The organism is Methylotenera versatilis 301 (assembly GCF_000093025.1).
GTDB lineage: Bacteria > Pseudomonadota > Gammaproteobacteria > Burkholderiales > Methylophilaceae > Methylotenera > Methylotenera versatilis.
On the sequence record NC_014207.1, the window covers coordinates 2,732,715 to 2,756,689 of the forward strand.

Consider the following 23,975-nt stretch of genomic DNA (forward strand, 5'->3'; position numbering starts at 1 on the left):
ATGACTCACAATTCATGCGCTTTCTTTTGTCTTAAAAATACACTCATATTTTATTAAGCATGTTATAAAAATCTCGACCTAGGTAGACACATAAGCTCCCATCCACATTAAAACTATTATGATTTCTGTTTTTGACCCAGCTGTCTGCGACGTGCAACAAAGCCCATCAAACCAAGTCCACTAAGAAACATCGCATAGCTTTCTGGCTCAGGCACAGGTGAAGTTTGATAAGGAACAAAAACATTAAACTGTAATTGATATCTTGTTATAGGTGTCACAACCCAGGTTGATAGGTCTGTGCTTGAGCCCTCTAGTATCCCAAAATATTTATAATCTCTAATTGAGTCAAGCACATTAGTTGATGTTCCTTGAGTTAAACGGCCCCAAGAAAAATTCCAACTATCAATGTCACCATTTTCATCAGCAAGAAACGGTGCATCAACACTACGCAATCCATAACGACCATCATACGCAATCGCAAATGAGCCATCTTCTAGAATCTGCCCATCACCAATGAGTGTAAGTGGAATACTAGGAATGGGGAGCATAGTCTCATAAGGATGTGCTTGGGCAATTTCGTTCACATCTATCCCTGTACCTGTTGGACTCTCATTAGGGCCAAACTTAGAACTGAAAAGTAAGTTTATTGTAAATGATGGCGATTTATCGCCTGAATAGGATGCACACACTTCAGCGGTTTCTTCGGCACAACTAATTAAGTGTAAATCCATAGGTTTAATAGTATAACTATAGGCATACAACGTATCTGAATAAGCATATGCGGGTAAATACTCACCTTCGACTTGCACCCCGTCAATCCATTGTGTCTCCGACGCAAATGTTTGATGCGAAGATAATAGTACCAAAATAAATGCTGCACCCTGAGCTAACTTTTTCATTTTTTTCTTTTCATTGTTGAATTGTATAGTCGATATTCTGTGATATTCAGAATTATTGATATAGCCCATTCGTACTACTTCGACATAGTTATTAATCAAATGAAATTGAATTTCAATAAAAATAAAAATGAACAATCAGTTAATCCATTTGTGACTTTGTTTTTCCAACAGCCTGCACCAGAATTAACCTGAAACTTAAGCCCAGAAAAGTCTCACAATTCTTAATCACTATGGCATCGATTTAAAACAAGATCGATGCTTAAACATTTGAAAAAAAATCACCAAGAATAAAGCAACATAATGGCGCGTTCTAACTTGCGTGATTGGTTCAGTACTGCACCGCCAAAAAAATCACATATGCATCAAAAGAGGTAGCAAGGTGGGCCGATTTTGCACCCACCTCCCCTCAAAACTACCCTTCGACTGCCACTTCCATCGGAACAGTTTTCATGGCTAGTTTTGTAATGACTGAACTTAAAGCTTGGTGAAAGGACTATTCTGTTTAGGCTTTAATTTAATGAACTAATATTTTTCGTCTTAATGAAACCAAGCTAATATAAAGTAAAAGATATATCGGTCAGCATTTCCTATACAGAATTTAAAATGGAACTTAAGCAATGTCTAAATACAAGCAAGAATATAAGGCTAATGATTTCGACCCACAAGTTCTTAGCCTCTTTGATCAGTATGTACATGGTGACTTGGATAGGCGTGGATTTTTAAAGAATGTCGCGAAATATGCAGCTATTGGAGGGATGACTGCTACTGGATTACTAAGCGCGTTAAGTCCAAAGTTTGCATATGCCCAGCAAGTGTCACAGAACGATGTGCGCCTCCAAGCTAAATATGTAGAGTTCGATTCACCTTTAGGTTATGGAAAGGGTCGAGGTTACTTGGTAAGGCCAACTAAATCTGCAAGTAATTTACCAGTAGTATTAGTGGTGCATGAAAATCGAGGACTTAACCCACATATAGAAGATATTGCCAGACGCTTAGCTTTAGAAAACTATATAGCTTTTGCACCGGATGCCTTGTTTCCTTTGGGCGGCTATCCAGGCGATGAAGATAAAGCACGCGAACTGTTCCCTAAACTGGATCAATCAAAAACACGGGAAGATTTTGTTGCTGCATTAAACTTCGTTAAAAAATCACCTAACAATAATGGAAAATCTGGTGTGGTAGGTTTTTGCTATGGTGGCACCATTGCCAATCAACTAGCTACACTTGCGCCTGACTTAAGTGCAGCAGTACCTTTTTATGGCACTTCCCCATCTGTGGAAAAAGTGCCTAATATTAAAGCAAAATTATTACTACACTTTGCCGAAAAGGATGAACGGGTGAATGCCACTTGGCCCAATTATGAGGCTGCACTTAAAGCTTCAAATATAGAATATGAAGCTCATATTTATAAGGGTGTACAGCACGGCTTTAATAACGATACAACCCCACGTTATGAAGAAGCTGCAGCTAAGCTTGCTTGGCAACGAACAATTGCATTCTTCAATCAAACCCTTAAAACTTAGCTATCGACTTTGACCTATTTCTTCCCAGCGAAAACATCACACATGCATTAAAAGTGGTGACGATGTGAGCCGATATTGCTCCACCCTCTTAAAACCACCATTGATTGATACTTGCAACGGGTCAGTTTTTCAAGTCAGGCTTTGTAATGAATGATATATTCTGTGTAAATTAACTTCTGCATAACTTCTTTGTATATGTTAGTTACGAAGTAGTGGTTTAAAAACTATTCCGATTTAGGCTAAAACTCTCCCCTAAATTTACCCCCGCACCATGCGGCAAATACAAAAGTCCGTTTTAAATAAAATAGAGTTCCCCGCGATTTTTTCAGGGAGTTGGGGGGCGGGACCTATCCGACTTGGCACGACGGCGTGCGCAGGTGGAGTTTTTTTGCGGCGGCGATACTCTGCCCATCCCGTCAATTTTTTTTTGGATCTAGGAAATGGCGAGACAAATATAAAAAGACGTAACTCCCAATCTAAACACACTGATGTAACAATACCTTCTCATAATTTAAAGAATATATAAAAGAAATAAGCGAAGCTATATTTAAAATATCGTAATGCGCTTGTTCTGGGTAAGTTTTTTTAAAGGCAAGCATGTGAATGTAACTTCAAATACTTTTAGCGATGATAAATCTAGTGTCTTAGTTAATTCACAATCAGTTAGCAGCTATTCTCACCTAAGCTGGTTAGATCAAATTAGGGGATGCGCTGCCCTTTATGTTGTTTGTCATCACGCGGTTAGGCAAGTAATTATTATAGGTAATCATGCTCATGACCCCTTCTATAGATTTTTACAATTAGCCACTGGATTCGGTCATTACGCTGTAGACATTTTTATAGTTTTATCTGGGTATTGTTTAATGCTGCCGTTAATAAGAAAACAGCATTTTGGAAGTATCTTAAATTTCTATATTCGCAGAACAGCTCGCATTGTCTTGCCATACTATGGCGCGCTATTTTTGACTTTGATTTGTATCTATTTTTTGATGGGTGAAATGCAAGACTCTGTTTGGGCTGGAAGTGCGCTTCCAGTTACATTTGAAAGTGTTTGGAAGCACTTACTTTTAATACATCAATGGTTCCCATCTGATGCCACAAAGATTAATGGAGCATTTTGGTCTATCGGTGTTGAATATCAAATCTATTTCCTTTTTCCTTTGTTTTATTTTTTAGCCAGAAAATTTGGTTTCGTTCGTACTTTTTTTATCATTACGATAATCTCCTACACGCTATGGACGATTTGTTTCTATTTTGATATTTTCAATGCCGGGGAGAATGGCGCTTCAATATACTATTGCTCCTTATTTTTCATGGGTGCCGCAGCGGCACAATTTGCAAATCAACAAAATAAAACTCAAGCAATCTTATTTATAGATGGGCATTCAAAAACAATAATGCTTATTGCATTTGCTGGGATAGGGGCAATAGCGCTTGTAAGCTCTTTAATCGGACATTTTAATCTTTCGGTGTAAATTTCAGTGCAAAAATGCACCAGATCTCTTAGGGATTTGCGTGTAGAAGTGCACCACCCTAGGAGTTGTTAAACTCTCGCAATTTTGCGAGGCTCACCTAGGATGATCTGTATGGAAACCATAGCCAAGATAAGGCGCCTTTATCACAAAGAGTCGCTTTCAATTCGTGCCATCGCATTAAAACTCAACATCAATCGTAGAACGGTTAAAAAGCACATCGAACAAACGCAGATTCCTGTTTACCAGAAACCTGCTAAGCGCTATCCGATGCTAGGAGACTTTTTAACTCAACTCGACCAACGCCTGTTAGAAGCACAAACACAACCTAAGAATAAACGCATGACTGCGTGTCGTCATTATGAATGGCTTCAATCTTGTGGTTACCTAGGTAGCTACAGCGCTGTATCGGCTTATATACGGCAATTTGCTGATCAAAGTAATGCGTCATCCGTCACCTTCATCCCTCAGCATTTCCCGATAGGTGATGCTTATCAGTTTGACTGGAGTACGGAAGCCGTCAAGATTGCTGGCGTCGTGCATAAAGCTCAAGTTGCACACTTCCGCTTGTGTCACAGCAGAGCCTTCTTTGTGCGCGCTTACCCCAATCAAAGAATGGAAATGCTCATCGACGCCCATAATCACGCATTTACTTACTTTGGTGGCGTCACGAAGCGCGGCATTTACGACAACATGAAGACGGCTGTTAAAAGCATCGGTGTTGGCAAGGAGCGTGAATTTAATGCACAGTTTTTAGCGCTCATGAATCACTACATGATTGAACCCGTAGCCTGTACACCTGCATCCGGCTGGGAGAAAGGTCAAATTGAGCGGCAAGTGCGCACCTTGCGAAAGCAAGTATTTGAGCCAATGTTAGCCTTTGCCACATGGCAAGAGTTTAATACGTTTTTATTGCAACAATGCCAAGACCGTATTCTCTCAGCATCGCATCCAGAAGATAAGACGGTAACGGTTGCAATACGCTTTGTACAAGAGCAACGCGTACTCGTTCCATGTACGCAATATCAGGGCTACCGTGTTGAATGGGTGCGGGTTAACTCGCTGTCACTGGTCAGCTTTGATGCACATAGATACAGTGTGCCTTGCAATTACACTCTGCGTAACGTGGAGCTACATATTAGCGCAACCGAAATAAAAGTGATTGCTGAAGGGCGTGAAGTGGCTAAACATCCTCGCAGCTTTGATAAACAACAAACGACTTATAATCCTTGGCATTATCTCTCAGCACTTGAGCGCAAACCAGGGGCGTTACGTAATGGCGAGCCATTCTTACACTAGCCTTTGCCGCAACCCGTTAAAACACTGCAAAGTCACTTGCTCAAACAACCCAAGGGTGATCGTGCCATGGTGAAGCTACTTAGTTTGATTGCTGATTATGGCGAGGAAATAGGCGTCAAAGCAGCTGCCATTGCATTAGAGAATGAAATGCCGACGGTTGAAGCCGTGCTCAACATTATTCATCGCCTTACCGAACCGGTGATTCCCACAATCATCAGCTACGATGTACCGCTGCGCATACCACCACAAGCGCAGCTATCCCGTTATGACAGCTTACTTAGCTTAGGAGCGCAGTATGCAGCGGCATGAGTGTATTGCTTTGCTGGCAGAGTTGAAGCTAGGCGCCATGGCAGAAGCTTGGGATGAAATCGTGACTGATGGGATTGCACGCAAACGATCAACACCAGACATTATTGGCCGATTATTACAAACAGAGTTAACGGATCGTCAGCGTCGCAGTGTGCAATATCGCATTACGCAAGCCAAGTTCCCACAACATAAATCACTCACGACATTTAAGTTTGAACAGTCTCCTGTGCATCAACCCAGTATTGAGTTGCTGCTTGATGGTGACTATATCAAACAAAAGCGCAATATCATCTTTGTGGGTGGTCCAGGGACAGGTAAAACCCACTTAGCCAGTGCAATTGGGGTGGATGCAGCAACTAAGGGTGCTAGAGTGCGTTTCTACAACGTGCTGGATTTAGTCAATCAGTTAGAGTTAGACAAAGATCAGCAAAAACATAAACTAGCGCAACAACTCGCAAAATATGATTTGGTGATTTTAGATGAGCTGGGCTATTTACCCTTCAGCCAAAAAGGTGGTGCCTTGCTGTTTCATCTCATCAGTCAATTGCATGAGCAGACCAGTATCATCATAACGACTAATTTGGCGTTCTCGGAATGGGGTAAGTTATTTGCAGATGAAAAAATGACTTCAGCATTACTCGATAGACTTGTGCATCACTGCGATATTGTTGAAACAGGAAATGACTCTTATCGCTTTAAAAATAGGTCTTAAACTGGTGCACTTTTGCACGCAAACTGTGGTGCGCTTCTAAACAAGCATTGACACTCAGCCACAATATCAGCCGTCAACGCAGCCAACGAATAATTTCCAAACTGACTTTTTAAGAGTTTAAGTCTAGATTGTTCACGTTCTTGTGTAGCAGTACTTTTGGTTGGTATAACTTCTCTTTCATACCGTTCCAATGCTTCCTTGACCGACATTTTTTCTGAAGGTGTACGCTTAATAAATAGTCCACGTACCATTTCATCTTCTGTGCGCCTTGACCAGTCTTCCGCATCACGTTTAGTGCGAAAAGTTTTTGATGTAGTTGGCCAGCCAGTTTTGCGAACTAGCGCTTTCCACGTACCTGATTCAGTTTTAACGATAGTAGCCATTTTTTAATTTTTTTATTGTAGTAACGAATCATTACTGTACTGAATTTGTACCTTTTATGCAAAGTACAAAAGAAAAGGGCTTAGGATTTAACCTAAGCCCTTGTTTCTATTGGTGGCCCCCCTGTGAGTCGAACACAGCACCAACGGATTATGAGTCCGCTGCTCTAACCAAGCATGAGCTAGGGGGCCAAAACTTTTGAAGTCGTTATTTTAAACTAAGAGTTGAAATCAAGACTAGTTAATCTTGCCCAGTTTCTAAGAAACTACGCAATCTTTCTGAACGAGTTGGGTGACGTAGTTTACGCAACGCTTTCGCCTCAATTTGACGAATACGCTCACGGGTGACATCAAACTGCTTACCAACCTCTTCTAAGGTGTGATCTGTATTCATTTCAATACCAAAGCGCATACGTAATACTTTTGCTTCGCGTGGCGTCAATGACTCTAACACCTCACTTGTCGCATCACGTAGGCTCGCGTAAATCGCGGCATCCACTGGTGCTAATGTTTGACCGTCTTCAATAAAGTCACCTAAGTGTGAATCTTCATCATCACCGATTGGCGTTTCCATTGAAATTGGCTCTTTGCTGATTTTCAAGATTTTACGAATCTTGTCTTCAGGCATTTCCATTTTCTCAGCAAGCAATGCTGGATCTGGCTCTACACCGGTTTCTTGTAAAATCTGACGGCTGATACGATTCATTTTATTAATCGTTTCAATCATGTGCACAGGGATACGAATGGTACGTGCTTGGTCGGCAATAGAACGTGTAATCGCCTGACGAATCCACCATGTAGCATAGGTTGAGAATTTGAAACCACGACGGTATTCAAACTTATCTACGGCTTTCATCAAGCCGATATTACCTTCTTGAATTAGATCTAAGAATTGCAAGCCACGGTTTGTGTATTTTTTAGCAATCGAAATCACCAAACGCAAGTTAGCTTCAATCATTTCACGCTTAGCACGACGCGCGCGCGCCTCACCAGTTGTCATTTGCTTATTGATTTCTTTAAGCTCTTTGATTGGAATACCCACATTTTTTTCTAAATCAATCAAACGCTGTTGTTGATCTAAAATTGAGTGGTTATAGCGTATTAATTTCTCAATGTATGGTTTGTCTGCTTTTAACTCTTCAGCCAGCCAACCTAAGTTGCTCTCATTACCTGGGAACGATTTAATGAAATGCAGTCTAGGCATGCCTGATTTTTCTACACAGAAATCAAGCACTTTACGTTCGTGGCTACGAATAGTTTCAACTAAATCGCGCACCTGATCGCACAGGCCTTCTACTTGTTTTGGCGAGAATCTGAATGCCGTTAATTCAACTAAAATTTCCGATAACAAAGCTTGATATTGAGGATCTTGAGAGCCTCTTAAAGGCAAGATTTCTGTCATCTTTTTATTCGCTGCACGCACTACCGTAAAGCGATTAACGACTTCTTCTTTAAGTTTTGCAAGCGCTTCAGCAGAGATAGCGGCAGCTTTTGCGCCGTCTTCATCTTCACCTTCGTCAATATCTTCATCAACTTCATCCTCATCTTCCGCCGCTTCAATTACCACATCAGCAACCGCGCCCACATCAGAATCAATCAAGCCATCTACTAAATCATCAACGCTTAGTTCATCGTTTTCAACTTTATCAACCAATGCCAATAGGGCAGCAATAGTCGTTGGGCAAGCAGCTATCGCTTGCACCATATGTTTAAGACCGTCTTCAATACGACGTGCAATTTCAATTTCGCTTTCACGGGTAAGCAAATCTACCGTACCCATTTCACGCATGTACATACGCACAGGGTCAGTTGTACGTCCAAAGTCTGAGTCTACTGTAGCAAGGGCTTGCTCAGCCTCTTCAACAGCATCTTCATCAGTCACTGCAGGTGGTGCATCAGACATGAGCAATACTTCAGCATCAGGCGCTTCTTCGTACACCTGAATGCCCATGTCATTAATCATGCCGATAATGCCATCGATTTGCTCAGAGTTTTGTACGTCATCTGGAAGGTGATCGTTAATCTCAGCGTAGGTTAAGTAGCCGCGCTCTTTACCTAAGACAATTAGAGATTTTAAACGTGAGCGGCGTTCTTCAGCGCTAGCTTCTTGCAGCTCCGGGCTAACGAACTCCATTTTGTTTTTTTCTGCTAACTGATCGCTTTTCTTTGGTCTTGCCATGTACTCACCTCTAATTTATGCAATTACCATGTTTTTATTTAAAAATTGGCATGGTGAATGTAATTTCCGTAACCCTCTATTATAGCAGAAAATATCGCTATTTTGACCTACAGGCGCTGCTAATAATTCAACGTAGCGACACTAAACACGACCAGTAAAAACTATTTCTTAACTTTACTTCCTAAACTTTTAAGTAAGTTTCGCTCATCATCCGTCAAAGCACTTAAAGGCTTTTCACTGACCTGCGCCAGCAATGCAGTTTCATTTTTCTGTAGATAAAGCTGCTTTAACTGCTGCCTAGCACCAGACATCGCTTGTGCCAAATCCAGAGTTTCATCCAGCACATTAAGCTCTTTTTTCAGTTCAGTAATAATGTTGGCATCAACTTTACTTTCCAACTCACGCATAATCACCACTGGTTTAGAATGAGGATGCATGAGGCAAGTTTCAATAGTCTGCCTCAATAATAATTCATCATCCGAACTTCCTGCGATCCATAGCAGATCGTCTTTATCTACCAGCGCAGGCTGCATAATCATGGTTAAACAAAAATGGTGGTGTAAAGAGTTAGTTGTGCGCGTAAGTTTCGGCCGAGCCTGCGCCGGAGCTTTGTTCAGATTAGGCAACTTAAGTAAACTTTGCATTTCATCTATGGACAACTGTGCTAATTCCGCCACCTTCTTCCGCAGATACATCGCGCTGCGTGGCGCATTGATTTGTTGCATGATGGGCTCAGCTTCGTTCAAAAACCGCACCTTATCCTCTTGGCTTTGCAACGGATTATCTTCACTTAAGTGCTTTAAAATATACTGCGAAAGTGGCATCGCAGTTTTGATTTCCGCCTCAAATTGCTCTTTACCAAATTCGCGCACATAAGAATCAGGATCATGCGCTTTGGGCAAAAATAGGAATGACAGTTTCAAGCCATCCGTTAGCGCAGGCAAAGCATTCATGGCTGCACGCCAAGCTGCAGTTAGCCCTGCATTATCGCCGTCAAAACAAAATACCACTTCATCGGTTTGTCGCATCAACTTGGTAATATGAAAGGGCGTAGTAGCCGTGCCTAAAGCTGCCACGGCATACTCAATGCCGTACTGAGCCAACGCAACCACATCCATATAACCTTCAACCACAAGCGCGCGACCTGCATCGCGTATGGCTCTACGCGCTAGGAACAAACCATAAAGCTCATGGCCTTTTTGAAATAATGGCGTTTCTGGTGAGTTGTAGTACTTAGGCGTATCTTCTGGATTAATCACGCGGCCACCAAAGCCAATCACCTGACCTTTTTGGTCATGAATCGGGAACATGATGCGGTCACGAAATCGGTCATAGCGACGACCCTGATCATTCTCAACAACCAAGCCAGCAACACTCAACGCTTCGTTGTCATAGTTTGGGAAAACACTCTGCAAATTTTGCCAACCCGCCGGTGCGTACCCTACTTGAAATTTAGCCGCCACTTGCCCGCTTAAGCCACGTGCCTTTAGATACTCAATGGCTCGAGGAGATTTTTTAAGCTCAGCTTTATAGTATTGAGCCGCTTGCTGTAACGACTCTTGCAAACCCAATACAACCTTATGCTCAGGTTTGTTTGCATCACGCGCTTCTTGCGGCACAATCATCCCGACCATTCGAGCAAGATCATTAATCGCTTCAACAAAACTTAAACCTTGGTATTCCATTAAAAAACCTACGGCTGTACCGTGCGCACCGCAACCAAAACAATGATAAAACTGCTTAGTTGGACTGACGGTAAAACTAGGAGATTTTTCGTTATGAAACGGGCAGCAAGCTGAATAATTAGCTCCCGCTTTTTTCAAGGGCGTGCTTTTATCAATCACGTCGACAATATCAACGCGATTTAATAACTCTTGAATAAAGCTCTCTGGAATCAAAGTATTCTGCTTTTATAAGATTTTAGGTAATTTTAGCTTAATTTAAAGTGGCCGCTTCTACAAACAGAAATATTCACAAACAAAGAACTAGAAACAAAAAAGGAGCTTCACGCTCCTTTAATCTATTTTTGCTACCTGTCTTCTACTTAAGCTAATCGAGTTTTAATCAAACCTGATATTTTTCCCATATCAGCCTTACCAGCAACTAACGGCTTAATCGCAGCCATTACCTTACCCATATCTTTAACACCAGCAGCGCCTGTATCGGACACCACTTGATCTAATATACTTAGGATTTCCGCCTCAGTCAGTTGTTGTGGCAAGTATTCTTGCAAAACACTCACTTCGTACTTTTCAACATCAGCTAAATCTGTTCTGTTTGCAGATTCGTAAGCAGCGATTGAATCACGGCGTTGTTTGAGCATTTTTTCGATTGCGGTAATAACATCCGCATCACTTAACTCAATACGCTCATCCACTTCACGCTGCTTAATAGCGGCTTGCAATAAACGAATAGCACCTAAACGCGCACTATCTTTAGCACGCATTGCGGTTTTCATATCTTCGGTGATTTGTAACTTAAGGCTCATCTAAAACTTATGCACTCTTGATGTAAGTATCAAACTTAGCCTGATAATCCGCCATATGTTCAGTCAGGGCGATTTTGTATTGATTAACAAAGTACTCTAATGCGGCGGCTTTTTCAGCTTCAAAACTTTCTTTGGTACCACACTGCGTGGCAATCAAAAACGTATTGAACCGTGCAGACGCAAACAAGAAGCTCGCATTCACCACACCAACATCGTTGCTTGCAGCTTGTTCATTGGCAAAACCAATGAACTTATCTGTCAAACTCCAAAATGCTTCATCCGGCGCTGCTGGAGCGTTGTTTGTATCAGCCATACTATGACTAGTAAAGTTTAGCTGGAAGTGTTTGTTTTAGTAAACGGCGATACTGACGTTTAACAGCGGCAGCAGCTTTACGTTTACGTTCCCAAGTTGGCTTTTCGTAGAACTCGCGAGCGCGAAGATCATTCAACAAACCTGTTTTTTCAATTAGGCGTTTAAAACGGCGAAGGGCAACGTCAAACGGCTCATTTTCTTTTACGCGTACACTAGACATTCGATCTCTCTTATAACAACAAATTTAATATGGGTATACTCAAATTTCTAACAGGCACTTACGCGCTTCTGATTTAGAAACTGAGAAAAGCCGACTATTTTAATCGCATAATTGTTTTTATTCAATTACTTTTATGCATTTATGCCCTAAATGCGCAATAATTCCACCTTTAAAATATTTAAAGTCATTAAATAGATGCTGGAATTTCTCAAATGATAGTCTTAGGTGTTGAATCATCCTGTGACGAAACAGGGCTTGCATTATACGATACCGAGCAAGGTTTGCTCGCACACGCGTTGCATTCGCAAGTTGAAATGCACGCTGAATATGGCGGCGTAGTGCCAGAACTTGCCTCGCGCGACCACATTCGTCGCGTGCTACCTCTTACTGAAAACGTACTAAAAACTGCCAATAAAACCCTGCAAGACATTGACGCAATTGCCTATACACAAGGGCCGGGCTTGTCTGGCGCACTGTTAGTTGGCACTAGCTTTGCTGAGTCACTTGCGTTTAGCTTACAAGTTCCTACAATTAATGTGCATCATCTTGAAGGGCATTTGCTTGCACCTTTGCTTGAGGCTAACCCACCAGCCTTTCCATTTGTAGCGTTGCTTGTTTCAGGCGGTCACAGCCAACTGATGCGTGTGGATGGCATTGGCGAATATGAACTGCTAGGCGACACTTTAGATGACGCTGCGGGTGAAGCTTTTGACAAGACTGCCAAATTATTAGGTTTAGGTTACCCAGGTGGCCCTGCGCTATCTAAATTGGCGCAAAGTGGTAAAGCGCGCTTTAAATTACCACGTCCATTATTGAATAGCGGCGACTTAAACTTTAGCTTTAGCGGCTTAAAAACGGCGGTGCTAACACTCGTGAATCAACACCAACCTTTAGATGCCACAACCACTGCAGATATTGCGTGGGAGTTTCAAGAGGCAGTGACTGAAATATTAACGCTGAAATGCATGACAGCTTTGCGCGAAACTGGCTTAGATAATTTGGTGGTTTCGGGCGGCGTAGGCGCAAATTCAAAACTGCGTGAAAAATTAAATGCTGCGACCAAACGTAAATTATGCAAAGTGAGTTATCCACGCTTAGAGTTCTGCACTGATAATGGTGCGATGATTGCCTTTGCCGGAGCTATGCGCCTTAAGGCCATGCATGGTAATGGCAATAGAAATTATGGCTTTAGTGTGCGTCCACGTTGGGATTTAGCAGAGTTGCAAAAACCCGCTATTTAAAAAACCTACTTTTTCTTACCAAAACCCGATTCAGTACCAGCCAGCAACTTTTGAATATTGCTTCTGTGGCGCCAAATCAGCATTACCGCCATTATAGTGACCGCAATGACATAGTCGTTATATGCTGACAACAGAAACCATGCGTACACTGGCGCAAGTGCTGCCGCCACAATCGCACCAAGCGATGAATAACGGGAAATAGCAAAAACTACAATCCATGTCACCACTGCCGCTAAACCGAGCAATGGCGAAATGGCTAGCATCACGCCAAGCGCAGTCGCCACACCCTTGCCACCTTTGAATTTATAAAAAATCGGGTACAAATGCCCAAAAAATACAGCTAAACCAACTGAAGCGACAACCCACATCAACATATCAGACTGCAATGCCAACCAAACTGGCAACCAACCTTTTAGCACATCGCCCAATAAAGTGAGCGCAGCCGCCAATTTTTTACCACTACGCAATACATTAGTCGCACCCGGATTACCAGAACCCACCGTACGCGGGTCAGGCAAACCAAACAACTTACTGACGATAATGCCAAATGCAACAGAACCCAATAGATACGCAGCAACAATCCAAACCGCAGGAATCAACGTGACTGGAACAAACCCTAATTCATTCATTTAAACTCTCTTAGCCATGACGCTCGCCAAGACGAGCAATCAATTTTTAATCACACAAATATATATTGTAGTTTAATATTCAAAATATTACTGGATTCTGGCTATTGCAGGAATCACGACACGAGAATAAAGCCAATGGACATCATATTTTTAGAGCAAGTTAAAGTTCAAACAAAACTAGGCGTACCCGATTGGGAACGTATGATGCCGCAAACCATTATCCTAGACATTGAAATTGGCTATGATTTAACAAATGCCTGCCAAAGCGACGCCATTGCCGACACTATAGACTACGGCGCAGTCGTTAGACGCATACGCGAAACCTTAACTGAAAACAGCTTTAAATTAGTAGAAGCCTTAGCCGAACACCTTTGCCAATTGATCTTGAAAGAATTTGGCGCACTGAGTGTGAAGATTAAAGTGGCGAAGCCGGGGATTTTGCCGGGGTTGAAGGCGTTGGGGGTGGCGATTGAGCGCAAAGTTTAAAGGTAAGAATACTTAGGGGAATACAAATTGCTAAATGAATTAATACAATCAAAAGAATTTGTTGCAGCTGTAATTGGCGGCGTTATTGCTGGATTTTTCAGCATTCTTGCTACCAAGATGGCCTTTAAACATCAACAAGGTCAATCTGAAAATAATGAAAAAATTATTATAAGTAGCCTTTTGCAAGCCATCCATGATGAACTCGAAACTGTTTATGAGCGCTATCAGGTAACAATGGGAGCAAGGCTTGAGTCAATACGCGAAAATGAGCCTTTAAACTTTTACTATCCGTTAGTTAGCGATTTTTTCTCAGTCTATAACGGCAATACTTTTCTTATTGGGCGCATTAATGATAATGACCTAAGAAAACAAATCATTAAAACCTATACTTTATCAAAAGGTATGGTTGACTCATTCAGATTGAACAACGACCTTGTGCATAAATTTGAATACGCAAATAAACTTTATGAAGAAACTAAACAAGAAGTTCATAAACAACATGCTATTGCACATTACAACTCACTTATTTCTTATGCTGCCACGTTAAAACAAGGTCATGGTGCTTTAAAAAGCGAGATTTTTGCCTTGCTTCGGACCTTGAGAAAAAATGGAGTTTTGAGTGAACTTGCAAAATAACCGCCCCTTAAACCATGCCGAGCAACGGAAGCATAAAGGAAGCTTTCAGCAAGCGGCTGTTTGAGCGTAGCGAGTTTTCATGTCAGAACAATTGCTTCAGCAATTCGTGATGACGGGGATGACCTTTACGGTTACCGATTGCTGCCTTTATGTTGAGTAGCGCAGGGAAGCCGTAAGGCAGTGGTGTTGGGGTGCCGTTTTGGCTCCGGCCGCCACTAAAGTGGCTTAACCTAAAGGTTAGCCTACACCGCAACTTCGTTGTCTTTGGTTACTTTCTTTTCAGGCTGTTAAAAGAAAGTGACTAGCTGCCGGGCTACCCCCGACGTGGTTCAATAACCTACACAGCTAAAAGACACTAGATTCCGACTTTCGCACCACAAGGGTACTCCGATTTGCTAAGCGCTAAAGCGCTTGCAAAGTCGTATGTCGGTATGACAAGTCAAAATGGATTCCCGCCTACGCGGGAATGACGGTTTAAAACACTTACCCTGCAAGCCAATATCCACAGGCATCCCAGAGCATCGCGTTTAAAAACAAATCAACCCCTCGGATGATGCTTATGATGCAATTGCTTCAAACGCTCCCGCGCCACGTGCGTATAAATCTGCGTAGTTGAAATATCCGAATGCCCGAGTAACATCTGGACCACCCGCAAATCCGCTCCATGATTCAACAAATGCGTAGCAAACGCATGACGCAACACATGCGGCGACATATGCTTGTTAATACCAGCTAGCAACGCATAACGCTTAATCAAATACCAAAAAGCCTGGCGCGTCATCGCCTCGCCTCTATTAGTGACAAACAGCGCATCGCATAAACGCTTTTGTAAAATTGCCGAGCGTGCATCGCTTAAATAGCGAGAAATCCAATCAACAGCCTCCTCGCCCATAGGCACTAAGCGTGTTTTACTGCCCTTACCTGTAATTCGCACAACGCCGTCACTCACGCTGACTTCTGTGACCTTGACACCCACTAACTCAGATACACGCAATCCACAGGCGTAGAGCAGCTCTAGCATCGCTCTGTCGCGCAACCCTGCTGCTTCTACTATGTTAGGCGCATTGAGCAAGGCAATGACCTCTTCTTCATTCAAACTTTTAGGCAGGCTGCGCGGTAATTTCGGCGATTGAATTTGAATGGTCGGGTCTAGGCTGATTTTGTTATCCCGCATTAAATAGCGATAAAATCTGCGCATACTTGCAATCAATCGACTAATACTACGCGGCTGACTTTGTGGAAATTTCACCGCGAGATATTGCTGAATATCCGCTTGGTCTACTGTGAGTAATTGCTTATTTTGTGGTGTGAGCCAATAGGCAAATGAGGTTAAATCTAGGCGATAACTTTCTAGCGTGTTTTTAGACAAACCATCTTCTAGCCATAAATGGTCAATGAAGGTATCAAGCTCTGCCAAATCTTGCGGCGAGAGCGTGCGCTCACTCATGCGTATAGCCTTGCACACCTTCATGCGCTAATAGCCAGCGTTTAATGACCAAACCATTTTCTTTACCTTGCATAAATCCGCCTATGCCATTTTGCGCAACGACGCGATGGCATGGAATGATAAGAGGGATATTGTTTGCCCCACAGGCATTTGCCACAGCACGAGGCCCTGAACCGATTTGGCTGGCAATCTGCCCATAGGTTGCAACTTGCCCTAACGGAATGGCGGCAATGGCCTGCCAAACGCGTTGCTGAAAAGCTGTGCCGTGTTGATGATGAAGCAATGTATGAAATTGAGTATTAGGCTGCTGTAGATATTGATGTATCTGCTCATAAGTTTGCTTGATGATCGCATTGTTTATCATGGCTGGGTGATAAAACTGCAGATTTTCTTGTGATGGAGATTCCAGCAACAAATCTATCCCGAGTTGATTGCCTTGCATGGCAATGGCTACCACACCAAAAGGTGCATCAATGAGAGCTTCGTACTGAGTAATCATCGTGTTATGTTAAACCAATACGGGGCAGATGCAAACGAAAAGTCATGGGCGTAAATTATAGACATAAAACTTATAGATATAAAAACATAGTCGTAAAAAAACCCAAAAGCCTTTCGACGTTTGGGTTTTTGCTATTCAGCAACAAAGGCTTAGATTTAAGCTTTTGCTTCTGGAGCCATCACTTCTTTTTCACGTGTGAATAATTTTTCTTTAATACGTGCTGATTTACCTGAACGCTCACGTAGGTAGTAAAGTTTCGCACGGCGAACATCACCACGACGTTTAACTTCAATACTAGCGATTAGCGGTGAGTAAGTTTGGAATGTACGCTCAACACCTTCACCAGAGGAGATTTTACGTACGATGAATGATGAGTTCAAACCACGGTTACGTTTAGCAATCACAACGCCTTCGTATGACTGTACACGTTTACGTGTACCTTCAACTACGTTCACGCCAACTACTACAGTGTCGCCTGGTGCGAAAGATGGAATGGTTTTGCCTAAACGGGCAATTTCTTCCTCTTCCAACATTTTAATAATATCTGCCATTTTATTTACCCCTTACGGGTTCCTTTTAATTATGAAGATGCTTGTTCCTGCGCCTAAACTTAATACCAAGTTACTCGGTTTCAAGTTCTTTGAGCAGCCGTGCTTCTTCTTTCGTCAACGGCCTTGCGGCCAATAAATCGGGACGTTGATCCCGAGTTCTTTTCAGCGACATTTTCAAACGCCACTGCTTAATCTTTGCATGATTACCTGAGGTTAAAACTTCAGGCACCTTCACACCTTTATATTCTTCTGGCCTAGTGTAGTGCGGGCAATCTAACAAGCCATCGACAAATGAATCTTCAATGGCAGAATCACTATCACCCAAAGCATCTGGCAACTGCCGCACTATTGCGTCAATTAAAGTCATTGCGGGCAACTCACCGCCACTTAACACATAATCGCCAATGGAGATTTCCTCATCCACATGTGCATCTATCAATCGCTGGTCTACACCTTCATAACGACTGGCTAACAACACTACACCTTGTTTCTTGCTCAGCTGCATGACTTTTTCATGCGTCAGCGGTTTACCCGCCGGTGAAAGATGAATCACCCAACTTTCGATATTCTTTTCAGCTTGACTTAATTTTGCTGAACCAATGGCTTGCTCTAACGGCTCAACCAGCATCACCATACCTGGGCCGCCGCCATAAGGCCTATCGTCTACTGTTTTATGATTATCCGTAGTGAAATCACGTGGATTCCAAAACTGTACATCATAAATATTCTGCTGTAACGCTCTACTGGTAATGCCATATTTTGTAATGGCATCAAACATTTCAGGAAACAGCGTTATGACGTCAAATTTAAACGCCATAATCAAACTTGAACGGCATGATTAGAAATCTGCATCCCAATCCACCAACATCGTTTTTGCAGCTAAATCAACTTCAAGGACTACATCGTCAATAAACGGTATTAATCTCTCTTGCGGTTTTTCTTTAGCTACAGCCTTAACTGTTGAATCTTCTGACTGAATGACGTCTGCTCTTACGGCAATCACATCATTTGCACCAGTTTCAAATACATCGACTATTAAGCCAAAATCAACGTCTTGTTTGTTCTTAACGCGTAAACCAATCAAGTCTGACCAGTAATACTCATTTTCTTCAGCTTCAGGTAATTGTTCTCTTGGCACTGCGATTTGCTTACCCTTGCAAGCAAGCGCAGCATCGCGGTCATCTATGCCTTTTAGCTTAACGACAAGTACATCGTTGTGAGTTTTGGCGGTTTCAACCACCATTTCACGCCAATCGTCGCCTTTGCCTAGCCACCAAGTATCGTAATCAAATAGGCCATCAAACGCTTCGGTATCTGGCACAATTTTTAGCCAGCCAAAAACGCCGTAGGGCGCAACTATGCGCCCCATGACTACCATACTACTGCTTGTTTGCTGTGTATTTGCCAAAATCTTAGTGGCTGCCAAAATTACTTACAGACTGAGTCATTCGCTCGGTGACACACATCACCTGAGCGATGATATTAAGCGTCTGCAGCTGGTGTTTCAGCTACGTCTGCAGCTGCTTCAACTGGAGCAGCGGCAGCTTCGGCCTCAGCAGCTTTTGCTGCGGCTGCAGCTTCAGCGGCTTTAGCATCTGCTTCAGCTTTAGCAGCATCTGCAGCAGCTTTTAATTTTGCAGCTTCAGCAGCAGCAATTTTTGCTTTAACAGCATCAGCTTTAGCAGCGTCTTTTGCTTTAGCAGCAATAGCGTACTCTGGGCCTTTAGCGTGAAATTTAACCAAACGTGCCACTGTATCAGACAGTTGTGCACCTTGACCTTGCCAAAATGTAACACGCTCTTGATCTACACGAAGCGCTTCTGCACCAGCTTTTGCTGATGGGTTGTAAAAACCAACACGCTCGATAAAGCGGCCATCACGACGATTGCGTGAATCTGCCACTACCACGTTGTAGAAAGGAGTTTTTTTCGCGCCACCACGAGCTAAACGAATAATAACCATAATCTTTGTTCTCTTTTAGAAAATTTTAAAGCAGAAAGGCGCGGATTTTACGTTATTAATGATGGGTTTGGCAAGTAGTTTGTGCATTAATCCCATAATTAATCTTTGAGTAAAATCTATCGTTTTAAAACTGCGCTGCTTATACACGGTCTTAACGCCTAGTTTAAACGTGTTTTTTATATCGTGTCGGGTCTGCCAAGCCTGCTGCTGCAAAACCTTCCCGTCTTAAACGGCATGAGTCACACAATCCACATGCCTCGCCGTGGCTGTCTGCTTGATAGCAAGAAACAGTCATCGCATAATCCACACCAAGCTCAGTACCTAGCGTGACTATTTGTGCTTTTGTCATATCAATCAATGGTGCATGAATAGTAATTGCATGACCTTCCACCGCGCTCTTAGTCGCTAGATTCGCCATGGCTTGAAATGCTTTGACATATTCGCCGCGGCAATCAGGATAACCTGAGTAGTCGAGTGCATTCACCCCGATAAAAATATCCTGACTTTTTAACACTTCTGCCCATGCTAAAGCTAAAGACAACATAATAGTGTTTCGCGCGGGCACGTATGTGATTGGTATGCCAGCAGTTTCGCTTTCTGGCACCGCAATCGCATCATCGGTTAATGCAGACCCGCCAAATAAAGATAAATCTAAATTCGCGGTTTTATGTGCTGCTGCGCCCATAACATTGGCAACGTTTTTAGCTGCATGCAATTCAGCAATATGGCGCTGATGATAATCTAAGCTTAAGCAATAGCAATCAAAACCTTGAGATTTGGCAATCGCAAGACAGGTAGCGGAATCTAACCCGCCAGAAAGAAGTACGACTGCATTCTTTTTTGTTTTATTTTCCATATTTGAATCCATACCGAAACTACAACCTAAACCCCAGGCTTTTCGCCCCATAATATTTTATGCAATTGTACTTGCATACGCACAGGTAATTTATCCGCCAGTACCCATTCTGCTAGGTCGGTAGGACTCACTTGACTATAGACTGGCGAGAATAACACGGGACATTTTTCGGCAATTTTATGCGTACTTAATAAATCTCTCGCCCATTGGTAATCTTCTCGACTACACAGTACAAACTTCACTTCATCTGAGCTTTTCAAATGGTCTAAATTGCTCCAGACGTTATTTTTTAGCTCGCCTGAATCTGGTGTTTTGACATCTAATATTACAGAAACACGTTTATCTACTGGGCTAATATCAATCGCGCCGCCTGTTTCTAACGATACGCTGTAGCCTGCATCACATAAATCTTTTAACAAGAAATGGCAATCTTTTTGCGCGAGCGGCTCACCACCTGTCACAGTGACGTATTTTGTGCCAAATTCAGCAACCTTAGCCAAAATATCAGCAATCTCAATATTACTGCCGCCACTAAATGCATAAGCGGTATCGCAATACACACAGCGCATTGGGCAGCCTGTTAAGCGCACAAATACTGTGGGCAATCCTACGCGTGAGGACTCGCCTTGTATTGAGTAGAAGATTTCGTGGACTTTGAGTTTCATTAAATGCTTAATATGCCAGAGAACTGATTGTATAAAAAAATAGCGCCAACTTGAATTGGCGCCATTGTAACTTAAATATGGATTTACTTAAATTGAGCTAAGCTAATGTTTTAGCAATAGAACTTATTTCAATAGCCGCCAATTAAATACCATTAACTAAATACAAGTTACTTAATCGCCTCTAATGCTTTCAATCGCTTTTGTGCGGTAGGCGTTACTTCGCTATTCGGAAACTGAGCAATTAAATCGCGCAAAGTTTTTTTCGCACCCGGCACTAAGCCTAATTGAATTTGACTATTCGCCATATTCAACATCGCATCTGGCACTTTCGGGCTTTCTGGGTGCAAATCTATTACTTTCTGTTGCGTGGCAATGGCTGACTTATAGTTTTTTAATGCAAATTGTGAATAGCCTAAACCGTAAGTCGCCTCTGCAGCCAGCGTACTATTTGGGTAGTCTTTTAAGAATTTATCATAAGCATTAAACGCATCTTTATGCTTGGACTCTTTGGATAGACCATTAGCCAGCTCTAGCAATTGATACTCTTGCGTATTTTTAGCTGGTGCGGCTGCCACAACTGGGGTTGACTGTGGCGCTGACGCATCACTTGAACCCGCTGCTGCAGGAGTAGCGCCGCTTTCTAGCTTGCGCAAGCGTGCATCGGTATCGCCATACAAATCTTTTTGTCGTTGCTGAGTCGCATCGACATTATGATTGGCCACTTCCAAATCACCTTTAAGCCTTGCTACTTCTTGCTTAAGCGACTCGATCTGATTCTGCATTTCCATCAAGCCACCACCTTTAGTGATGGCTTCAATGGCTTGCAAACGCTGCTCGAAGTTCTTTTTTACATTCGCTAACTCAGTCTGATTTGCCTGATCCTGGCTATTCATTGTCGTTTCTACTTCAAGAATTTTTTTGCGCGCCTCTTTGTCATCAAACAAAGCCGCATGGCCACTTATTGCAAATAGCTGCGCAGACAATAACACACTAGCCAGTATCAGTTTCTTCATCATACTTTTTAAGTCCTAAATAGTTAGCTCTAAGTAAACGATTCTACAATTACTCGTTTTCGTAGACCACATCTACACGACGATTTTGTTTTGAACATGCATCATCCGCACAGCCTTCTGTCGCTTTTTCTTCACCAAAGCTTACTGTTTCAATTTGTGCATCTTGCACGCCAAGTAAGTTAAGTGATTTTTTCACAGCGACTGAACGGCGTTGACCTAATGACAAGTTGTACTCACGAGTACCGCGTTCATCGGTATTGCCTTGTAGAATTACTTTTGCTGAAGTGTGTGCTAGCAAGTATTTAGCATGTGCCTCAATGAGCGGACGGAATTCAGCTTTAACTGCATCGCTATCAAAATCAAAATAAACATTACGTTTAGACAAAATATTGTTCGGATCTTTTAGCGGGTTATTGCCTGAATCTGTCGCATTGCCGTCAATCGCCACTTCTTTAACGGCTGAAGTATCTGCACCTGTATTTTCTGCAGGTTTAGTCACTTGCGCTGGACTTTTATCTTCCACAGTCACAGGCTTAGTGTTCATTGGTGTGCTTTTACAAGCGCTTAATACCAATGCCAGCAATAAGCTGCTTAGTAACTTGGTATTCCATGTAGATTTATTCATATTACTCTCCTCAAGATGTCATGCTTTATAAAATATACTTAAAATTAATACTTTTTTATTGCTACTGCTGTTACCTGTATTACTACAATTTTTATTACCAATTACCTATTCAAATCGCCTACTATTTAATTACTGTAAACTATTTAATTAAAGGTCCCCAAGCTGGTTCACGGATATCTCCGCCAGATTCATTCAGGCGTTGTTTCACCCGACCATCTGCCGATACGGCAGCTAAAGCACCATGCCCACTTGAACGTGTTGCATAAAGAATTACGCGACCATTTGGCGCAAAACTTGGCGACTCATCTTGCGAGCCTTCGCTTAACAACTGCACTTGCCCTGTCGTTAAGTCTTGCAATGCCACTCGGAATTTACCGCCATCATTACGTATCATTGCCAAAGATTTACCATCTGGCGAAAAACGTGGGCTAACGTTATACGCGCCTTCAAAAGTCACACGTTGCGGATCACCACCATTAGCAGAAACTTTGTAAATTTGCGGCTTACCACCACGATCTGAAGTGAAGTATATCCACTTAGCATCTGAAGACCAAGTCGGCTCGGTGTCAATCGCATTGCCTTTTGTGATGCGGCTCAAACCAGAACCATCAGCGTTGATAGTATATACCTGAGAATTGGCGCCATAAGTGAGTACGATAGCCAATTTACTGCCGTCTGGCGACCATGCTGGCGCGCTGTTATTTCCTTTAAAGCCCGCCAATACAGTACGCTGACCACTTAAGGTCTGCACATAAATAATCGGCTTTTTCTTTTCAAAAGATACATAGGCAATTTTATTGCCTTCTGGTGACCATGCTGGCGAAATAATAGGCTCTTTTGATGACACCATTGTCAAAGGATTTGCGCCATCGGCATCCGCCACCTTAAGCATATATCGATCGTTAGCCTTAGTGATGTAAGCGATACGGCTGGCAAAGATGCCTGATTCGCCAGTCAGTTTCTGATAAATCACATCGGCAATTTTATGTGCAGTTGTTCTTAGTTGATTGGGTGCAATGGTGTATTGCATACCGGTTAATTGGCTTTGCTTAAGCACGTCAGCTAACTGAAAGGTGACCTTCAAACGGTTATTCGGCAACGTCTCTACCACGCCTACCGCCATGGCCTGCGCTTGCAGATTTGCCCACTCTGAATATTTGATTTGCGTAATATCAGTAGGTTTATTCACCACGCCGCCTGTTTCTAATACGCGAAATAAACCGCTGCGTTTCAAGTCTGCTGCAATAATGCTGCTAATGTTGTCTGCGCTGTTACCACTTTGCTCAAAAGGCACAATCGCGATTGGCACTTGCTGTGCGCCACCGCCGCTAATTTCAATTTCTAATGCTGCATTAGCTAAGGATGGAATAAACAGACTTGCAGAAAATATAGCTAAATTAAGTATTGTGGAGAATTGCAGTCTTAAAAACCGTGATTTTGAAAATTTAGGTATACGCATAGGCTATGTTTAATGTCTTTAATTAATCATTCATTAAAATTTAAGACTTGGAACTCAGAACCAGTAACTTAGTTCTCATTGAATTCTAATCCAAGCTTATTTTGACGCCTCA

25 protein-coding genes, 1 tRNA gene and 1 pseudogene are annotated in these 23,975 nt (G+C 42.4%); 7 read left to right on the plus strand and 20 right to left on the minus strand.

From position 1 onward, the window contains the following. Positions 1 to 116: 116 nt before the first annotated feature. On the minus strand, positions 117 to 1,034 hold the full coding sequence (locus M301_RS12510) for a PEP-CTERM sorting domain-containing protein (protein ID WP_041359498.1): 918 nt from the start codon (positions 1,032 to 1,034) through the stop codon (positions 117 to 119). Between the two features lie 482 nt (positions 1,035 to 1,516). Here M301_RS12510 and M301_RS12515 point away from each other — a divergent pair, with 482 nt between their 5' ends. The 4 genes and pseudogenes from M301_RS12515 (at position 1,517) to istB (ending at position 6,214) form a co-directional block, all read left to right on the plus strand. Next, a complete protein-coding gene (locus tag M301_RS12515; protein WP_013149153.1) occupies positions 1,517 to 2,422 on the plus strand; it encodes a dienelactone hydrolase family protein in 906 nt (301 codons plus the stop codon). A 599-nt stretch (positions 2,423 to 3,021) separates the two neighbouring features. Then, positions 3,022 to 3,897, plus strand: a complete 876-nt coding sequence (locus M301_RS12520; RefSeq protein ID WP_190274927.1) for an acyltransferase family protein — start codon at positions 3,022 to 3,024, stop codon at positions 3,895 to 3,897. Between the two features lie 102 nt (positions 3,898 to 3,999). Beyond that, positions 4,000 to 5,502 (plus strand): annotated as a pseudogene (gene istA / locus M301_RS12525) (IS21 family transposase). After that, complete coding sequence (gene istB / locus M301_RS12530) at positions 5,489 to 6,214, plus strand: IS21-like element helper ATPase IstB (protein WP_013146724.1); 726 nt, start codon at positions 5,489 to 5,491, stop codon at positions 6,212 to 6,214. Before istA ends, istB begins: the two are co-directional and overlap by 14 nt. Here the strand turns inward: istB and M301_RS12535 are convergent. The 7 genes from M301_RS12535 to rpsU all read right to left on the minus strand — a co-directional run bounded on the left by M301_RS12535 (position 6,211) and on the right by rpsU (position 11,794). Further along, positions 6,211 to 6,597 carry a hypothetical protein gene (locus M301_RS12535; protein WP_013149155.1) on the minus strand — a complete coding sequence of 129 codons (387 nt, stop codon included), beginning with the start codon at positions 6,595 to 6,597 and terminating at the stop codon, positions 6,211 to 6,213. The genes istB and M301_RS12535 overlap by 4 nt on opposite strands. 110 nt (positions 6,598 to 6,707) lie before the next feature. Then, positions 6,708 to 6,786, minus strand: a tRNA-Ile gene (locus M301_RS12540). Positions 6,787 to 6,835: 49 nt separating this feature from the next. Further along, entirely contained in the window at positions 6,836 to 8,773 is a 1,938-nt protein-coding gene (rpoD, locus tag M301_RS12545; RefSeq protein ID WP_013149156.1) for an RNA polymerase sigma factor RpoD, read from the minus strand. A 161-nt stretch (positions 8,774 to 8,934) separates the two neighbouring features. Beyond that, positions 8,935 to 10,671, minus strand: coding sequence for a DNA primase (gene dnaG, locus M301_RS12550; RefSeq protein WP_013149157.1), 1,737 nt, complete (start codon positions 10,669 to 10,671; stop codon positions 8,935 to 8,937). A 146-nt stretch (positions 10,672 to 10,817) separates the two neighbouring features. Then, entirely contained in the window at positions 10,818 to 11,261 is a 444-nt protein-coding gene (locus tag M301_RS12555) for a GatB/YqeY domain-containing protein (protein WP_013149158.1), read from the minus strand. A gap of 7 nt (positions 11,262 to 11,268) precedes the next feature. Next, entirely contained in the window at positions 11,269 to 11,574 is a 306-nt protein-coding gene (locus M301_RS12560; RefSeq protein ID WP_013149159.1) for a DUF3144 domain-containing protein, read from the minus strand. A 7-nt stretch (positions 11,575 to 11,581) separates the two neighbouring features. After that, positions 11,582 to 11,794 (minus strand): 30S ribosomal protein S21, encoded by a 213-nt coding sequence (gene rpsU, locus M301_RS12565; protein WP_013149160.1) that lies wholly within the window; start codon positions 11,792 to 11,794, stop codon positions 11,582 to 11,584. A 212-nt stretch (positions 11,795 to 12,006) separates the two neighbouring features. On the opposite strand from rpsU, the gene tsaD reads away from it, so the two are divergent. Further along, positions 12,007 to 13,035 carry a tRNA (adenosine(37)-N6)-threonylcarbamoyltransferase complex transferase subunit TsaD gene (tsaD, locus tag M301_RS12570; RefSeq protein ID WP_013149161.1) on the plus strand — a complete coding sequence of 343 codons (1,029 nt, stop codon included), beginning with the start codon at positions 12,007 to 12,009 and terminating at the stop codon, positions 13,033 to 13,035. Between the two features lie 5 nt (positions 13,036 to 13,040). Here the strand turns inward: tsaD and plsY are convergent, their stop codons facing one another. Continuing rightward, positions 13,041 to 13,664 carry a glycerol-3-phosphate 1-O-acyltransferase PlsY gene (gene plsY, locus M301_RS12575; protein WP_013149162.1) on the minus strand — a complete coding sequence of 208 codons (624 nt, stop codon included), beginning with the start codon at positions 13,662 to 13,664 and terminating at the stop codon, positions 13,041 to 13,043. A gap of 135 nt (positions 13,665 to 13,799) precedes the next feature. Here plsY and folB point away from each other — a divergent pair, with 135 nt between their 5' ends. Continuing rightward, on the plus strand, positions 13,800 to 14,150 hold the full coding sequence (gene folB, locus M301_RS12580) for a dihydroneopterin aldolase (protein WP_013149163.1): 351 nt from the start codon (positions 13,800 to 13,802) through the stop codon (positions 14,148 to 14,150). 27 nt (positions 14,151 to 14,177) lie between these two features. After that, positions 14,178 to 14,786: a hypothetical protein gene (locus M301_RS12585; RefSeq protein WP_013149164.1), complete on the plus strand. Its 609-nt coding sequence runs from the start codon at positions 14,178 to 14,180 to the stop codon at positions 14,784 to 14,786. 538 nt (positions 14,787 to 15,324) lie between these two features. Here M301_RS12585 and xerD read toward each other — a convergent pair. The 11 genes from xerD to tolB all read right to left on the minus strand — a co-directional run bounded on the left by xerD (position 15,325) and on the right by tolB (position 23,863). Continuing rightward, the gene (gene xerD / locus M301_RS12590) at positions 15,325 to 16,233 is read right to left on the minus strand and encodes a site-specific tyrosine recombinase XerD (RefSeq protein WP_013149165.1); all 909 of its coding nucleotides are present in this window, start codon (positions 16,231 to 16,233) and stop codon (positions 15,325 to 15,327) included. Continuing rightward, positions 16,226 to 16,732: a methylated-DNA--[protein]-cysteine S-methyltransferase gene (locus M301_RS14790; RefSeq protein ID WP_013149166.1), complete on the minus strand. Its 507-nt coding sequence runs from the start codon at positions 16,730 to 16,732 to the stop codon at positions 16,226 to 16,228. Before M301_RS14790 ends, xerD begins: the two co-directional genes overlap by 8 nt. A 155-nt stretch (positions 16,733 to 16,887) precedes the next feature. Continuing rightward, positions 16,888 to 17,283 (minus strand): 50S ribosomal protein L19, encoded by a 396-nt coding sequence (gene rplS, locus M301_RS12600; RefSeq protein ID WP_013149167.1) that lies wholly within the window; start codon positions 17,281 to 17,283, stop codon positions 16,888 to 16,890. Positions 17,284 to 17,353: 70 nt separating this feature from the next. Then, positions 17,354 to 18,100: a tRNA (guanosine(37)-N1)-methyltransferase TrmD gene (trmD, locus tag M301_RS12605; RefSeq protein WP_013149168.1), complete on the minus strand. Its 747-nt coding sequence runs from the start codon at positions 18,098 to 18,100 to the stop codon at positions 17,354 to 17,356. A 21-nt stretch (positions 18,101 to 18,121) separates the two neighbouring features. Further along, on the minus strand, positions 18,122 to 18,661 hold the full coding sequence (gene rimM / locus M301_RS12610) for a ribosome maturation factor RimM (protein ID WP_049770034.1): 540 nt from the start codon (positions 18,659 to 18,661) through the stop codon (positions 18,122 to 18,124). Between the two features lie 104 nt (positions 18,662 to 18,765). Next, positions 18,766 to 19,245, minus strand: coding sequence for a 30S ribosomal protein S16 (gene rpsP, locus M301_RS12615; RefSeq protein ID WP_013149170.1), 480 nt, complete (start codon positions 19,243 to 19,245; stop codon positions 18,766 to 18,768). A 163-nt stretch (positions 19,246 to 19,408) separates the two neighbouring features. Then, the gene (gene queC / locus M301_RS12620) at positions 19,409 to 20,101 is read right to left on the minus strand and encodes a 7-cyano-7-deazaguanine synthase QueC (RefSeq protein WP_013149171.1); all 693 of its coding nucleotides are present in this window, start codon (positions 20,099 to 20,101) and stop codon (positions 19,409 to 19,411) included. A 26-nt stretch (positions 20,102 to 20,127) separates the two neighbouring features. Next, positions 20,128 to 20,766 (minus strand): 7-carboxy-7-deazaguanine synthase QueE, encoded by a 639-nt coding sequence (gene queE, locus M301_RS12625; RefSeq protein ID WP_013149172.1) that lies wholly within the window; start codon positions 20,764 to 20,766, stop codon positions 20,128 to 20,130. Between the two features lie 167 nt (positions 20,767 to 20,933). Then, positions 20,934 to 21,782 (minus strand): tol-pal system protein YbgF, encoded by an 849-nt coding sequence (gene ybgF, locus M301_RS12630; RefSeq protein WP_013149173.1) that lies wholly within the window; start codon positions 21,780 to 21,782, stop codon positions 20,934 to 20,936. Positions 21,783 to 21,828: 46 nt separating this feature from the next. Then, complete coding sequence (gene pal / locus M301_RS12635) at positions 21,829 to 22,404, minus strand: peptidoglycan-associated lipoprotein Pal (RefSeq protein WP_013149174.1); 576 nt, start codon at positions 22,402 to 22,404, stop codon at positions 21,829 to 21,831. Positions 22,405 to 22,543: 139 nt separating this feature from the next. Beyond that, complete coding sequence (tolB, locus tag M301_RS12640) at positions 22,544 to 23,863, minus strand: Tol-Pal system beta propeller repeat protein TolB (RefSeq protein ID WP_013149175.1); 1,320 nt, start codon at positions 23,861 to 23,863, stop codon at positions 22,544 to 22,546. Positions 23,864 to 23,975 lie beyond the last annotated feature (112 nt).